This window comes from Burkholderia pseudomultivorans (assembly GCF_001718415.1).
GTDB lineage: Bacteria > Pseudomonadota > Gammaproteobacteria > Burkholderiales > Burkholderiaceae > Burkholderia > Burkholderia pseudomultivorans_A.
Map to the genome: position 1 here is coordinate 1,299,628 of NZ_CP013378.1, position 16,852 is coordinate 1,316,479.

Annotated in this window: 2 protein-coding genes; both read right to left on the bottom strand. The window is 71.3% G+C overall.

Features of this window, described 5'->3' with window-relative positions; translation table 11 throughout:
• Window positions 1–186 precede the first annotated feature (186 nt).
• Window positions 187–3,699, bottom strand: coding sequence for a beta strand repeat-containing protein (locus WS57_RS38205; RefSeq protein WP_069245450.1), 3,513 nt, complete (start codon window positions 3,697–3,699; stop codon window positions 187–189).
• A gap of 320 nt (window positions 3,700–4,019) precedes the next feature.
• The gene (locus WS57_RS18425; protein ID WP_069244684.1) at window positions 4,020–16,730 is read right to left on the bottom strand and encodes an autotransporter-associated beta strand repeat-containing protein; all 12,711 of its coding nucleotides are present in this window, start codon (window positions 16,728–16,730) and stop codon (window positions 4,020–4,022) included.
• Window positions 16,731–16,852 lie beyond the last annotated feature (122 nt).

Sequence of the window (16,852 nt, forward strand, 5' to 3'; positions counted from 1 at the left end):
GCAATCAATCGGTACGACGCCTGACTGACAGCACGATCCGATGTGCCGGACTTGAATGCAAAGCGGCGCAACACCGAGACAAGTCAGCAGGAAGCTTCCGAATCGTCATCCCGCCGCGCGCCTCGGTGACGCGCCCGAGTATTCCCGACCGCCCATCGAATGCGGCGGCCGGGACATCCGTGTCGCTTACTTTCTCGACAGCGGCGCCGTAAGCGAGGTGACGAGCGACGTCACCGGCGCAAGCAGGCCGCCGCCAGACGCAGCACCGCCGCCTTGCGCGGAGTTGCTGTTCAGCGAGACCGCCAGTGCGGGGACCACGCCGGCCACCGATCCGACTGCCGAACCGACGGAATGCACCGCCGCGTTGGCGATCGTCGCGCCACCGGAGACGAGCGCGCCGACCGCATTGGTCGCGCCTCCGACCGCACCGGATGCCGTGCCGCCGTTGAGCGCGACACTCAGTGCCGGCAGAGTGCCAGCCACCGCGCCGGTCGTGCCGGTGACGGTGTTCGCCAGCGTGCCCGCAAGGCCTGTCGTGACCGTCGCGAGGGATCCGGCCGCACCGGTTGCGCCGGTGATGACGCCGGTTCCGGAGCCGATGACGCCACCAGCGCCGCTCGTGGCAGGCCCGATCAGCGAAGTCACCGCCGATGCGATCGGCGTGATCGCCGCCGTGCCGCTGCCGGCGATCCCGGTTACCGCGCCGGACGTCGCGCCAATTGCGCCGGTGGCAGCCCCGACCGGCAGCGAGCCGCCAAGGGACCCGACGACGCTCGTGATCGGCGTAATCAGCGCGCCACCGTTGCCCGCGGCCCCCGTAACGGCGTTGACGACGCCCGTGCCGGTGCTGCCGAGCGTTCCAACGACGCCACCCAGGCCGCCGATCGGACCGCCGGCGCCGCCAACGCCGCCCAGCGTCCCGGTCAACGTACCGAGCGCGCCGGTGGCCGAGTTGGCTACGGTGCTGACGACTCCGCCAAGGCCGCCTGCTGTGCCGCCGATGCCGCCTGCACCGCCAAGTGCTCCGGTCAACGTTCCGACTGCACCGGTTGCCGTGTTAGCGACCGTGCCAACGACACCGCCGAGGCCACCCGCTGCGCCACCCACACCGCCAACGCCGCCCAATGCTCCGGTCAACGTTCCGACCGCGCCCGATGCCGTATTGGCGACCGTGCCGACGACACCGCCGAGGCCGCCCGCTGCGCCACCGGCACCGCCAGCGCCGCCCAGTACTCCCGTCAACGTCCCGACCGCGCCCGTTGCCGAGTTGCCGACCGTGCCGACGACACCGCCGACGCCGCCCGCTGCGCCACCGACACCACCAACGCCGCCGAGTGCTCCGGTCAACGTCCCGACCGCGCCCGTTGCCGTGTTGGCCACCGTACCGACAACACCGCCGAGGCCGCCCGCTGCGCCACCGACACCGCCAACGCCGCCAAGTGCTCCGGTCAACGTCCCGACTGCGCCCGTTGCCGTGTTGGCCACCGTGCCAACGACACCGCCAAGGCCACCGGCCGGATCGCCGTTGCCGCCCAAAGCGCCCGTCACTGTGCCGATCACGCCGCCAAGACCACCAGCAGGATTGCCATTGCCACCGAGCGCCCCCGTCACCGTACCGATCACGCCGTCCAAGCCACCGGTCGGATTCCCGCTACCGCCGACACCACCCAAGGCGCCTGTCACGGTACCGACTGCACCGGTTGCTGCATTGGCAACCGTGCCGACGACTCCACCGAGACCGCCAGCGGGATTTCCGGTGCCGCCGAGCCCACCCAGGGCGCCAGTCACCGTGCCGACCACACCGCCAAGGCCACCGGCCGGATTCCCGCTACCGCCGACGCCACCCAGGGTGCCGGTCACGGTACCGACGGTCCCCGTTGCTGCATTGGCAATCGTGCCGACGACTCCACCGAGACCGCCAGTCGGATCACCGCTGCCGCCCAATGCGCCTGTCACGGAGCCAATCACGCCGCCCAGACCGCCGGTCGGATTGCCGCTGCCACCGACACTACCCAGTGCGCCGGATACGGTACCGAGCGCGCCGGTTGCCGTGTCGGCTACCGTCCCGACGACTCCGCCAAGGCCGCCGGCCGGGTTGCCGTTACCGCCCAATGCCCCGGTGACCGTGCCAATCACCCCGCCGAGACCGCCAGCCGGATTACCGTTGCCACCGAGGCCACCCAACGCACCAGTCACGGTGCCGACCACACCGCCGAGCCCCCCCGTCGGATCACCGCTGCCACCAACGCCGCCCAGCGCACCCGTTACCGTACCGACCGCACCGGTCGCCGCATTGGCCACCGTACCGACAACACCACCAAGGCCACCGGTCGCACCACCACTTCCGCCGATGCCACCCAGCGCACCAGTCACCGTGCCGACCACACCGCCGAGACCACCCGTCGGATCACCGCTGCCACCAACGCCGCCCAGCGCACCCGTCACCGTACCGACCGCACCGGTCGCCGCATTAGCCACCGTACCGACGACACCACCAAGGCCCCCGGTCGAACCACCACTTCCGCCGATGCCACCCAACGCCCCGGTCACCGTACCGACCACGCCACCGAGACCACCCGTCGGATCACCGCTGCCACCAACGCCACCCAGCGCACCCGTTACCGTACCGACCGCACCGGTCGCCGCGTTGGTCACCGTACCGACGACACCACCAAGGCCACCGGTCGCACCACCACTTCCGCCGATGCCACCCAGCGCCCCCGTCACCGTACCGACCACGCCACCGAGGCCACCCGTCGGATCACCGCTGCCACCAACGCCGCCCAGCGCACCCGTTACCGTACCGACCGCACCGGTCGCCGCGTTGGTCACCGTACCGACGACACCACCAAGACCACCGGTCGAGCCACCACTTCCCCCGATTCCACCCAGCGCACCCGTCACCGTACCGACCACGCCACCGAGACCACCCGTCGGATCACCGCTGCCACCAACGCCGCCCAGCGCACCCGTTACCGTACCGACGACACCACCAAGGCCACCGGTCGCACCACCACCTCCGCCGATGCCACCCAACGCCCCCGTCACCGTACCGACCACGCCGCCGAGACCACCTATCGGATCCCCGCTGCCACCAACGCCGCCCAGTGCACCCGTTACCGTACCGACGACACCACCAAGACCACCGGTCGAGCCACCACTCCCGCCGATGCCACCCAACGCCCCGGTCACCGTACCGACCACGCCACCGAGACCACCCGTCGGATCACTACTGCCACCAACACCACCCAACGCACCCGTCACCGCGCCGACCGCCCCCGTAGCCGCATTGCCCACCGTTCCGACCACACCACCCAGGCCGCCTGCTGCGCCACCACTGCCCCCGACTCCGCCAAGCGCCCCCGTCACCGTGCCGGCCACGCCCGCCACCGGCTCGAGCAACCCGCTACCGATATTGACCGTCGCGCTTCCCGTCCCCGTTCCCGCCATCCCGATCGAGATGCCTCCGCCGTTCGCCGGACTGCCAACCGACACCGCTCCATTCCCCCATCCCGTCACGGTGCCGATCAGCCCCCCGGACGCCGGCGATGCGCCTTCGATGATCACGCCGTCGGTGTTACTGAGACTTCCCGGGACGGCAGTCACGACCACCGCCTCGGATGAACCGGCGGCCATGCTGAACAAAGCCGCGACCGACAAGGCGATGCCCGTCAATTTCACGTTCATTTTCGTTTTCATGAATAACCTCATTTCGGTTGGACAACCGCGGGACAGCTCGAGCGATGACGCTTGGACCCTGTCGCCCGCAGGCGGCATGAATCGTTGGCGGATTGCCCGAATCGGACGGAACGACGAATCAATTGCCCGATATGACAAAGCGTTGAAACAGCTGAAACCGTTGAAACGAAACCTGCCGGTTCGACAGCACGCGAGCCTTCGCACACAACATCCATTCGCATCACGAAACATTCACGATGCAAACCAACAGGCCGACCATCAAACCCTCGATCAACAACCGGCCGCTCGCGACACCCGCATCGCGAGCGGCCGATTCCCCCTTAGAACTTCCACAGCAGATTGGCGTACAGCGCGTGGTCGCTGATGCTGCCGCCGAGCTGGCCGCTATACGACAAGCCGAGCGACAGGTTCTTCGTGACCGCCGCATCGACGCCGACCTCCAGCACCGCGGCATCCCGCGCGATCGGCACGCCGACCACGCTGAACGGCGAACCGCCGCTCGCGAACGACAGCGTCGAGCCCGGCTGCGTATTGCCGAACGCATGCCGCCAGCCGACCGTACCGAATGCCGTGACCTTGCCCTTGGTGGTCACCGCGACGTCGGTCGATGCCCGCACGCCGAGCGTCGAGTAGCCGATGCCGTTCGTGCCGGACTCGCCCTGCAGCGCCGCCGCGCCGCCGTCCTCCTTGAAGCCGCCGGTATGCAGGCTCGCGTACGCCAGCCCGACGAACGGTTCGAGCGCGATATTGCGGAACGCCGTCGAGTAACCGAGCTCGGTGAACACCTGCGTCGCGTTGGCGTCGTAGCTGGCGGTATCGTGGTCGGAAAAGCCGGCGAACGACGGATTGCGCTCGCTATGCACGCGATACCACGACTGCGCCAGGCCGCCGCGCACGTTCCACGCGTCGTATCGACCGCTGGCGTACAGCGCGATCGTCTCGCCGTTCACCGTCGCCGATTCGTTCTCGTCGGTATGGAGCAGGCTGCGCGAAGCGCCGCCCGCGATACCGACTCGCCAGTGGCTGCTGACCTCCGCATCCGTCCCGACGATGAACCCGTACAGGTTGCGGTCGACCGTCGCGACGCCATCGCCGTCGAAGCGGCTGTGCGACCCGTACACGCGGCCCCACACCGCCGGCTTGTACGACTTGGCCGGCGTGCAGCCGTTCTCCGATGCGAGGCGCCGATCGAGCGATGCCGCGTGGTCGTCCGCCGACACCGGCGCCTCGCAGCCGCACAACGCCCCGCCGGGCTGCGAGCCGAGCCGCGCACGGTCGAGCACCGCGTCACGCACATAGCGGCTGTCCGACAGCAACACGCTCTTCGTGCTCGGATACAGATCGCCGGCAAGCTGCGCGAAGGCGTGGTTCGCGGTCGGCGCGTCCGACGTCAGCACCGTGTCGAACACCGGGTTGCCGGCGCCGAGCGTGCCGATCGCGCCGGCCACCGCCTGCCCGTCGGGCGTCGTCGCCACCGACGCGAACGGCGTACCGTTCGGCGCCAGCGACAGCAGCACCCGCGTCGCATCGTAGTTGAGCGTCGGCGTCAGGAACGCATACGTCGAATTCACCGCACTGAACTGCCCCTGCACGCCCGCGCCGGCATTCAAGATCGTGTAGATCTTGTTCGGCTGGTACTGCCCGGTCGCCGCGACGACCTGCACCGAGCCGCCATTGAGCGTGGCCGAACCGGTCACGTCGAGGCCGCCGCTCTGTTGCGGCGTGGCGCCGACCTGCAGCGTCGAGCCCGGCTGGAACGTCGCATTGCCCGCCACCTTCAGCGGCTGCCCGAGCTGCAGGACCGACGCGGTGCCGCCCGTCGACACGACGAGGCCGCCGATCGTGCCCGTCCCGGTGACGCTTGCGCCGCTGCCGACGGTCACCGGCGAGTTGGCCAGCGAGCCGGACACGGCGAGCGTGCCGCCGGCCACGGTCGTCGGCCCGGACAGCGTGTTCGTGCCGCTCAGCAGCTGCGAGCCCGTGCCGGTCAGCGTCAACGGACCGGTGCCCGACAGCGTGCCGGCGAACGTGCTGGTGCCGGTGGTGTTGACCGTCAGCGGCGTATTGCCGAGGTTCACGTTCGAACCCGTCGTGCCCGACAGCGTGCCGATCGACTGCGGCGCGGTCGAGCCGGCAAGGTTCAGCGTCGCACCGCTGCCCGCGAGCGTCACCGGGCTGGTCGGCGCGAGGCTGCCTGCACCGGAGAGGGCGAGCGTGCTGCCGCTGCCGATCGTCGTGTCGCCGGTGTAGGTGTTCGCGCCGCTCAGCGTCTGCGTGCCGCCGCCCTGCACCGTGAAGCCGCCGGTGCCCGCGATCATGCCGCCGAAGTTGCCGCCCGCCGGCCCGGCCACGGTCAGCGTGTTGCCGCCCAGATTGACGGTGGAACCCGCGGTGCCCGACAGCGCGCGCGTCATCTGCGGCGTCGTCGCGGCGCCGATGTCGAGCTTGGCGCCGTTGCCGGCCAGCGTCAGCGCGCTGCCGACCGACAGGCTGCCCTTGCCGCCGACCGCCAGCGTGCTGCCGTTGCCGATCGTCGTATTGCCGGTGTAGGCGTTCGCGCCGCTCAGCGTCGTCGTCGACGGGCCGGTGACCGACAGGTTGCCGCTGCCCGAAATCGCCCCGCCGAGGCCGAGGTTGTTCGCGCCGCCGACCGTCAGCGTCGAGCCCGCGCCGAGATTCACCGCGTTGCCAAGAGTCGTGCCTGCGACGCTCGTGCCGAGCGTGCCGCCCTTGCCGCCGACATTCAGCGTGCCGCTGCCGAGTGCCGTCGACGTGCCGGCCAGCAGCGTACCGCCGCCGCTGACGCTGGTGCCGCCGGTATAGGTGTTGGCGCCCGACAGCGTCGTCGTCGCGGGGCCGGTGAACGCGAGGTTGCCGCTGCCGGAAATCGCGCCGCTCAGGCCGAGGCTCTGCGTGCCGCCGACGGTCAGCGTCGAACCCGTACCGAGGTTCACGGCGTTGGCCAGCGTCGTCCCGGGCGCACCGGCTGCCAGCGTGCCACCTGCGCCGCTCGTGTTCAGCGCGCCGGTGCCGAGGGCCGTGTTGCTGCCTGCGACCAGCGTGCCGCCGCCGGCCAGGGTCGTGCCGCCCGTGTACGTGTTCGGGCCGGTCAGCGTCTCGGTGCCAGTGCCCGACAGCGTCAGGCTGCCGCCCGTGCCAGCGATCGTGCCGCCGTATGTGCCGTTGCCCGTGCCGCCCAGCGTCAGGTTGTTGCCGCCGAGATTCACCGTCGAACCGGCCACGCCCGACAGCGTGCCGGTCGTCTGCGGCGTCGTGGCGCCGCTGACGTCGAAGGTTGCGCCTGCACCCGTCAGGCTGACCGGCGTCGATGCCGACAGGCTGCCGCCCGCACCGATCGCCAGCGTACCGCTGTTGATCGTCGTCGCGCCGGTGTAGGTGTTGTTGCCCGTCAGCGTTTCGGTCCCCGTGCCCGACAGCGTCAGACCACCGGTGCCTGCGACGGTGCCGCCATACGTGCCGCTACCCGAGCCGCCGAGCGTCAGCGTGTTGCTGCCGAGGTTCACCGTCGAGCCCGATACACCCGACAGTGCACCCGTGGTCTGCGGCGTCGTGGCCGCGCTCAGGTCCAGCGTCGAACCCGTGCCGGCCAGATCGACCGCGCTGCCTGACGACAGGCTGCCGCCTGCACCGACCGCCAGCGTGCTGCCGTTACCGATCGTCGTATTGCCGGTGTACGAGCCCGCGCCGGTCAGCGTCGTTGTCGACGGGCCGCTCACCGACAGGTTGCCGCCGCCTGAAATCGCACCGCCGAGGCCGAGGTTGTTCGCACCGCCGACCGTCAGCGTCGAACCGTTGCCGAGATTGATCGCATTGGTCAGCGTCGTTCCCGCGACGCTCGTGCCGAGCGTACCGCCCGCGCCGCTGGTGTTCAGCGCGCCCGTGCCGAGTGCCGAACCGTTTCCGGCGATCAGCGTGCCGCCACCGGTCAGGTTCGTGCCGCCGCCATACGTGTTCGCACCCGTCAGCGTTTCGGTACCCGTACCGGCCAGCGTGAGACTACCGCTCGCACCGGTGATCGTGCCGTCGTAAGTACCACTACCCGATCCACCCAGCGTCAGGCCGTTGTTGCCGAGGTTCACCGTCGAACCGGCGACGCCCGACAAAGCACCCGTCGCCTGCGGCGAAGTCGCGCCGCTCAGGTCCAGCGTCGAACCCGTGCCGGCCAGATCGACCGCGCTGCCCGCCGACAGGCTGCCGCCCGCGCCGACCGCCAGCGTGCTGCCGGTGCCGATCGTCGTGTTGCCGGTGTACGAGCTCGTACCGGTCAGCGTCGTCGTCGACGGGCCGCTCACCGACAGGTTGCCGCTGCCCGAAATCGCGCCACCGAGGCCGAGGCCGTTCGCGCCGCCGACCGTCAGCGTCGAGCCCGCGCCGAGGTTCACGTCGTTGCCGAGCGTCGTGCCGGCCACGGTGACGCCGAGCGTGCCGCCCGCGCCGCTGGTGTTCAGCGCACCCGTGCCGAGCGCCGAGCCGCTGCCGGCGAGCAGCGTGCCGCCGCCGGTCAGGTTCGTGCCGCCCGTGTACGTGTTCGTCCCCGTCAGCGTTTCGGTACCCGTGCCGCCCAGCGTCAGGCTGCCGCCCGCACCCGCGATCGTGCCGGCATACGTGCCGCTGCCCGTGCCGCCGAGCGTCAGGTTGTTGCCGCCGAGGTTCACCGTCGAACCCGACACACCCGACAAAGCGCCCGTGGTCTGCGGCGTCGTTGCGCCGCTCAGGTCGAAGGTTGCGCCCGCACCCGTCAGGTTCACCGGCGTCGAACCCGACAGGCTGCCGCCCGCGCCGATCGCCAGCGTGCCGCTGTTGATCGTCGTCGCACCCGTATAGGTGTTCGCGCCGGTCAGCGTTTCGGTGCCGGTGCCCGTCATGGTCACGCCGCCCGTGCCGGCGATGTTGCCCGCATAGGTGCCGTTGTCCGGGCCGCCGAGCGTCAGGTTGTTGTTGCCGAGGTTCACCGTCGAGCCGGCCACGCCCGAGATCGCGCCGGTCGACTGCGGCGACGAGGCGCCGCTCAGGTCGAGCGTCGCGCCCGACGTCGTCAGGCTGACCGGGCTGCTCGACGACAGGCTGCCGTTGCCGCTGATCGCCAGCGTGCCGCTGTTGATCGTCGTCGCGCCGGTGTAGGTATTGTTGCCGGTCAGCGTTTCGGTCCCCGTGCCCGACAGCGTCAGCCCGCCCGTGCCGCCGATCACGCCCGCGTACGTGCCATTGCCCGACCCGCCGAGCGTGAGCGTATTGCCGCCGAGGCTCACGCTCGTATCCGCGTTGCCGGACAACGCGCCCGTGGTCTGCGGCGAAGTCGCCCCGCTCAGGTCCAGCTTCGCGCCCGTGCCGGTCAGATCGATCGCGCTGCCCGACGACAGGCTGCCGCCCGCGCCGACCGCCAGCGTGCTGCCGGCGCCGATCGTCGTGTCGCCGGTGTAGGTGTTCGCGCCGGTCAGCGTCGTCGTCGCGGGGCCAGTGACGGCCAGGTTGCCGCTGCCCGCGATCGCGCCGCCCAGGCCGAGGCCGTTTGCGCCGCCGACCGTCAGCGTCGCGCCGGCGCCGAGATTCACGTCGTTGCTCAGCGTCGTGCCCGGCGTGCTCGCGCTCAGCGTGCCGCCTGCGCCGCTCGCGTTCAGCGCGCCGGTGCCGAGCGCCGTGCCGCTGCCCGCGACCAGCGTGCCGCCGCCGGCCAGGGTCGTGCCGCCCGTGTACGTGTTGTTGCCCGTCAGCGTCTCGGTGCCCGTGCCCGACAGCGTCAGGCTACCGCCCGTGCCGGCGATCGTGCCGCCGTACGTGCCGTTGCCCGTGCCGCCCAGCGTCAGGTTGTTGCCGCCGAGATTCACCGTCGAACCGGCCACGCCCGACAGCGTGCCGGTCGTCTGCGGCGTCGTGGCGCCGCTGACGTCGAAGGTTGCGCCCGCACCCGTCAGGCTGACCGGCGTCGATGCCGACAGGCTGCCGCCCGCACCGATCGCCAGCGTACCGCTGTTGATCGTCGTCGCGCCGGTGTAGGTGTTGTTGCCCGTCAGCGTTTCGGTGCCCGTGCCCGACAGCGTCAGACCACCGGTGCCTGCGACGGTGCCGCCATACGTGCCGCTACCCGAGCCGCCGAGCGTCAGCGTGTTGCTGCCCAGGTTCACCGTCGAGCCCGACACGCCCGACAGTGCACCCGTCGTCTGCGGCGTCGTGGCCGCGCTCAGGTCCAGCGTCGAACCCGTGCCGGCCAGATCGACCGCGCTGCCCGACGACAGGTTGCCACCCGCACCGACCGCCAGCGTGCTGCCGTTACCGATCGTCGTATTACCGGTGTAGGTGTTCGTACCGGTCAGCGTCGTCGTCGACGGGCCGCTCACCGACAGGTTGCCGCCGCCCGAAATCGCACCGCCGAGGCCGAGGTTGTTCGCACCGCCGACCGTCAGCGTCGAACCGTTGCCGAGATTGATCGCATTGGTCAGCGTCGTTCCCGCGACGCTCGTGCCGAGCGTACCGCCCGCGCCGCTGGTGTTCAGCGCGCCCGTGCCGAGTGCCGAACCGTTTCCGGCGATCAGCGTGCCGCCACCGGTCAGGTTCGTGCCGCCGCCATACGTGTTCGCACCCGTCAGCGTTTCGGTACCCGTACCGGCCAGCGTGAGACTACCGCTCGCACCGGCGATCGTGCCGTCGTAAGTACCACTACCCGATCCACCCAGCGTCAGGCCGTTGTTGCCGAGGTTCACCGTCGAACCGGCGACACCCGACAGCGTACCGGTCGTCTGCGGCGTCGTGGCGCCGCTGACGTCGAAAGTTGCGCCCGCACCGGCGAGATTCACCGGGCTGCTTGCGGACAGGCTGCCGCCCGCGCCGATCGCCAGCGTACCGCTGTTGATCGTCGTCGCGCCGGTATACGTGTTGGCCCCGGTCAGCGTTTCCGTGCCGGTGCCCGACATCGTCAACCCGCCGGTGCCGCCGATCGTGCCGGCATAGTTGCCGTTGCCGCTGCCGGCCAGCGTCAGCGTATTGCCGCCGAGATTGACGTTGGTGCCCGCCACGCCCGACAGCATCCCGCTCGTCTGCGGCGAAGTCGCCGCGCTGATGTCGAGCGCGGCGCCCGTGCCGGCCAGGTCGATCGCGCTGCCCGCCGACAGGCTGCCGCCCGCGCCGACCGCCAGCGTGCTGCCGGTGCCGATCGTCGTGTTGCCGGTGTACGAGCCCGCGCCGGTCAGCGTCGTCGTCGACGGGCCTGTGACCGACAGATTGCCGCTGCCCGAGATCGCGCCGCCGAGGCCGAGATCGTTCGCGCCGCCGACCGTCAGCGTCGCGCCGGCGCCGAGATTCACCGCATTGCCCAGCGTCGTGCCGCCGACGTTCGTGCCGAGCGAGCCGCCCGCGCCCGTCACGTTCAGCGCGCCCGAGCCCAGCGCGCTGCCGTTACCCGCCATCAGGCCGCCGCCGCTCAGCGTGGTGCCGCCGTCGTAGGTGTTCGTGCCGGTCAGCGTCGTCGTACCCGCGCCGGTTTGCGCGAGGCCGCCGCTGCCGGAAATCGTCCCGCTCAGGCCGAGATCGTTGGCGCCGTTCAGCCCGAGCGTCGCGCCGCCGCCGAGCGTGACCGCGTTGCCGAGCGTCGTGCCGTTCACGCTCGCGCTCAGCGTCCCGTTCCCGGTGACGTTCAGCGCGCCGGAACCGAGCGCGGTGTTGCTGCCCACGCTCAACCCACCGCTGTTCAACGTGGTGCCGCCGGTGTACGCGTTCGCGCCGCCGAGCGTGGTCGTGCCGGAGCCGGACTGCACCACGCTGCCCGCGCCGGAAATGATGCCGTTCAGGCCGAAGTCGAACGCGCCGCCGAGGTTCAGCGCCGAGCCGGCGCCGAGATCGACCGCGTTCGCCAGCAGCAGGTTGGCCGTGCTCGCGCTGAGTGCGCCGCCGGCGCCGCTCACGCCGAGCGTGCCCGTGCCGAGTGCCGTATTGCTGCCGACCGACAGACCGCCGGCGCTGAGCGTCGTGCCGCCCGTGTAAGTGTTCGGGCCGGTCAGCGAGGTCGTTCCGGTGCCGGTTTGCGCGAGACTGCCGCCGCCCGAGATGATGCCGCCGAGGCCCAGGTCGTTCGTGCCGCCGAGCGTGAGTGCCGAGCCCGCACCGAGATTCACCGCATTGTTCAGCGTCGTCCCGCCGATGCTCGCGGCCAGCGTGCCGCCTGCGCCGCTCGTGTTCAGCGCGCCCGTGCCGAGCGCCGAACCGTTGCCGGCGATCAGCGTGCCGCCGCCGATGAGGTTCGTGCCGCCGCCATACGTGTTCGCACCGGTCAGCGTCTCGGTGCCGGTACCGGCCAGCGTGAGACTGCCGCCCGCACCCGCGATCGTGCCGTCATAGGTGCCGCTGCCCGCGCCGCCGAGCGTCAGGCCGGTGCCGCCGAGATTCACCGTCGCGCCCGCGACGCCCGACAGCGTGCCGATCGTCTGCGGCAGCGCCGCTCCGCTCAGGTCGAAGGCCGCGCCCACGCTGGCGAGGTTCACCGCGCCGCTCGCCGCGAGGCTGCCGCCGCCGCCGATCGCCAGCGTGCCGCTGTTGATCGTCGTGCCGCCCGTATACGTGTTGGCGCCCAGCAGCGTTTCCGTGCCGGTGCCCGACATCGTCAGCCCGCCCGTGCCGCCGATGGTGCCGCCGAAGCTCGCGTTGGCCGAGCCGTCCAGCGTCAGCGCGTTGCCGCCGAGGTTCACCGTCGAGCCCGCGACGCCGGCCAGCCCGCCGATCGTCTGCGGCGAACCGGCCGCGCCGAGGTCGAGCGTCGCGCCGACGCCGGACAGATCGAACAGGCTGCCGCCCGACAGACTGCCGCCCGCGCCCACCGCCAGCGTGCTGCCGGCGCCGATCGTCGTGTTGCCGGTATACGAGCCCGCGCCGGTCAGCGTCGTCGTCGACGGACCGTTCACCGACAGGTTGCCGGCGCCCGAAATTGCCCCGCCCAGGCCGAGATCGTTCGCGCCGCCAACCGTCAGCGTCACGCCCGTGCCGAGATTCACCGCGTTGCCGAGCACGGTGCCGGCGACGCTCGTGCCGAGCGAGCCACCCGCACCCGCAACGTTCAGCACACCGGTGCCGAGCGCCGCGCCATTGCCGGCGATCAGCCCGCCGCCGCTCAGCGTCGTGCCGCCCTTGAACGTGTTCGCACCGAGCAGCGTCGTCGTACCCGTGCCGGTCTGGGCAAGGCCGCCGTCGCCCGAGATCACGCCGCCGAGGCTCAGATCGGCCGAGCCGTTCAGGCCGAGCGTCGCGCCGGCGCCGAGACTCACCGCGTTGCCGAGCAGCGTGCCGGCGACGTTCGTCGCGAGCGTGCCGCCCGCACCCGCGACGTTCAGCGCGCCCGTACCGAGCGCCGCGCCGTTGCCGGCGATCAGCCCGCCGCCGCTCAGCGTCGTGCCGCCCGTGAACGTGTTCGTGCCGAGCAGCGTCGTCGTGCCGGTGCCGGTTTGCGCGAGGCTGCCGTTCCCGGCGATCGTGCCGCTCAGCGCGAGATCGGTCGCTCCGTTCATCCCGAGCGTGACGCCGGTGCCGAGATTGACCGCGTTGCCGAGCGTGACGCCCGGCACGCTCGCGCCGAGCGAAGCCGAGCCCGTGACGTCGAGGGCGCCGAGGCCGAGCGCCGCGTCGCCGCCGACCACCAGGCTGCCGCCCGTCAGCGCGGTCCCGCCCGCATACGTGTTGTTGCCGGTCAGCGCCTGCGAACCGGTGCCCGCAAGCGTCAGCCCGCCGGCGCCGCCGATGTTGCCGGCGAACACGCCGTTGCCGCTGCCGGCCAGCGTCAGATGGTTCGAACCGAGATCGATCGCGGAACCCGCGACGCCCGACAAGCTGCCGATCGACTGCGGCGTGGTCGCGCCGGCGATGCTGAACTGCGCGCCCGCACCGGTCAGGTTGAGCGGGCTCGACGCCGCGAGGCTGCCGCCTGCGCCGATCGCGAGCTTGCCGCTGCCGATCGTGGTGCCGCCGGTAAATGTCTCGGCGGCGGTCAGCGTCGTCGTGCCCGGCCCGCTCACCGACAGACCGCCGGCGCCGGAGATGATCCCGCCCAGGCCGAGGTCGTTGGCGCCGCCGACCGACAGCGCCGCGCCGGCGCCGAGCTGGATCGCGTTGCCGAGCACGGTGCCGCCGACGGTCGTGCCGAGCGTGCCGCCCGCGCCCGTCACGTTCAGCACGCCGGTGCCGAGTGCGCTGCCGTTGCCCGCGAGAATCCCGCCGCCGCTCAGCGTCGTGCCGCCTGTATACGTGTTCGCGCCGAGCAGCGTCGTGATGCCCGAGCCGACCTGCGCGAGGCCGCCGTCGCCGGCGATCGCGCCGCTCAGCCCGAGATCGTTTGCGCCGGTCAGCGCGAGCGTCGCGCCCGTGCCGAGGTTCACCGCGTTGTTCAGTGCGGTGCCGCTCACGCTCGCGCCGAGCGCGCCGCCCGCGCCCGCCACGTTCAACGCGCCGGTGCCGAGCGCCGAATTGCTGCCGGCCAGCAGCGTGCCGGCGCTCAGCGTCGTGCCGCCGCCAAAGGTGTTCGCGCCGGACAGCGTCGTCGTCCCCGTGCTGTCGAGCAGGAGACCGCCGCTGCCGCTGATCGCGCCGTTCAGGCCGAGATCGTGCGCGCCGTTCAGCGTCAGCGACGCGCCGTTCAGGTTGATCGTGTTCGCCAGCGTCGCGCCGGCGGCGAGATCCGCGCTCAGCGAGCCGCCGAGGCCGCTCACGTTCAATGCCCCGCCGATGCCGAGCGCCGAGCCGCCTTCGACGATCAGGCTGCCGCCGCCCGTCAGGCTCGCGCCGCCGGTGAAGGTGTTCGCGCCGGACAGCGTCGTCGCGCCGGTGCCGCCGAGCGCGAGACCGCCCGCGCCGGAAATCGTGCCGCCCAGGCCGAGATCGGCCGCGCCGTTCAGCCCGAGCGTCGCGCCCGCGCCGAGGTTCACCGCATTGCCGAGCACCGTGCCGGCGACGTTCGTCGCGAGTGTGCCGCCCGCGCCCGTCACGTTCAGCGCGCCCGTGCCGAGCGCCGCGGCGTTGCCCGCGATGAGCCCGCCGGCGCCGAGCGTCGTGCCGCCCGTGAAGGTGTTCGCGCCGAGCAGCGTGGTCATGCCCGCGCCGGTCTGCGCGAGGCTGCCGTTGCCGGCGATCGTGCCGCCGAGGCTCAGGTCGGCCGCGCCGTTCAGGCCGAGCGTCGCGCCCGCGTCGAGATTGACCGCGTTGCCGAGCAGCGTGCCGCCGACGCTCGCGCCGAGCGTGCCGCCCGCGCCGCTCACATGCAGCGCGCCCGCGCCGAGCGCCGCGTTGCTGCCGGCGATCAGCCCGCCGCCGCTGAGCGTCGTGCCGCCCGAGAAGGTGTTCGGGCCGAGCAGCGTCGTCGTGCCGCTGCCTGTTTGCGCGAGGCTGCCGTTGCCGGCGATCGTGCCGCCGAGGCTGAGGTCGGCTGCGCCGTTCAGGCCGAGCGTCGCGCCTGCGTCGAGATTCACCGCATTGCCGAGCAGCGTGCCGCCGACGCTCGCGCCAAGCGAGCCGCCCGTGCCGCTCACATGCAGCGCGCCGGTGCCGAGCGCTGCACCGCTGCCGGCGATCAGTCCGCCGCCGCTGAGCGTCGTGCCGCCCGAGAACGTGTTCGCGCCGAACAGCGTCGTCGTGCCGGTGCCGGTTTGCGCGAGGCTGCCGTTGCCGCCGATCACGCCGCCGAGGCCGAGGTCGGCCGAGCCGTTCAGGCCCAGCGTGACGCCGGTATCGATGTTCACCGCATTGCCGATCAGCGTGCCGCCGACGCTCGTGCCGAGCGTGCCGCCCGCGCCGCTCACGTTCAGCGTGCCGGTGCCGAGCGCCGTCGGGGCGCCGACGACGAGGCCGCCACCGCCGGTCAGATTCGTTCCTCCGGAGAACGAATTGACGCCGTCGAGCGCCAGCGTGCCGGTGCCGGCCGCATTCAGCGCGCCGCCGCCGGAAATCGCGCCCGAGATTCCGAACCCGGTCGCACCATCGACCGTCAGCGCGCCGCCCAGCGCCACATTGTTCTGCAGGTTCAGGCCGGTCGAGCCGGCCTCCAGCGTGCCGCCGGTCACGGTGAGCGTCCCGGTGCCCAACGCGTGGTTGTCGTTGACGATCGCGGTGCCGCCGGTCAGCGATGCATTCGATGCGCTCGACGCACCCGTGATGTTCCACGTGCCGCCCTGCACCGCGAGATTGGTGAAATTGCCGTACGTATCGACCGCGATGCTGCCGTTCGCCGCGCCGGTCGGGTTCAGCTGCAGGTTGAGCGTGTTGTTGCCGCCGAGGCCCGCATCGACGCCGAGCCCGACCGACGATCCGGTCATCGCATTGAACGTGTTCGACGCGCCGACGGCCGCGCCGAGCGACACGTTCCCCGTCACGGTTCCGCTATTGGTAAACGTGTTGCCGGTGCCGGCGACACCGCTGGGCGCGAGCGCGACCGAGCCGTTGATCGTGCCGCCGCTCGCGTTCGTGAAGTTGACCTGCGCGCCGCCCGACGCGGTCACGACCTGCGCGGTCGGCCCGGCGGAAAAGCCGAGCAGGCCGGTCGTGCCGATCGTGCCGGCGTTCGTGATGTTGGTCGTGCCGCCCGTGCCGTTGTTCACGATCAGCGCAGGCCCGTTCAGGAACGAGCTGGTCGAGCCCATCATCACGCCGCCACTGGTGTTCGTGACATTGACGGTGCTCGCGGACGCAACGTTGCCGACGATCGCGCCGTTCGACACGATGCTCACGCCCGACAACGACGGGTCGATCGTGCCGCTGTTCGTCAGCGTGACGCCGCTGCCCGTCAGCGACAGCGCGGTGCCGCCGAGCAGCGGCAACACCGTGAAGGTCGCGCCGGGTGCGACGCTCAGGTTGAGATTGCTCGTGCCGTTCGAATAACTGGTGTTGGCCCCCGTGCACGTGACCGCGGGAGATCCGGTGCAGGCAGCCAGTGCGTCCGCCGGGACGATTCCGGCGCCGACCAGCGCGAGCAGCATGCCGGTCGGTACGACGAGTTTCGGACGTGCTTCCGCGCGCTTCTTTTTTGAACTCATGCGCATACGCATAATTACACCTTCCCATGAAGAGAATCGACGAGCCGGAAATCCGTTCCCGGCGCCAAAGAATGCAGAAGGAAAATGCAGGAACGTGCTATTCGATATTTTTTGATAAATATCGCCCCCCGCCA

Bases quoted from the DNA above. Each gene is read 5' to 3' on its own strand.
- WS57_RS38205 (WP_069245450.1), bottom strand. From the start codon at position 3,699: ATGAAAACGAAAATGAACGTGAAATTGACGGGCATCGCCTTGTCGGTC.
- WS57_RS18425 (WP_069244684.1), bottom strand. From the start codon at position 16,730: ATGCGTATGCGCATGAGTTCAAAAAAGAAGCGCGCGGAAGCACGTCCG.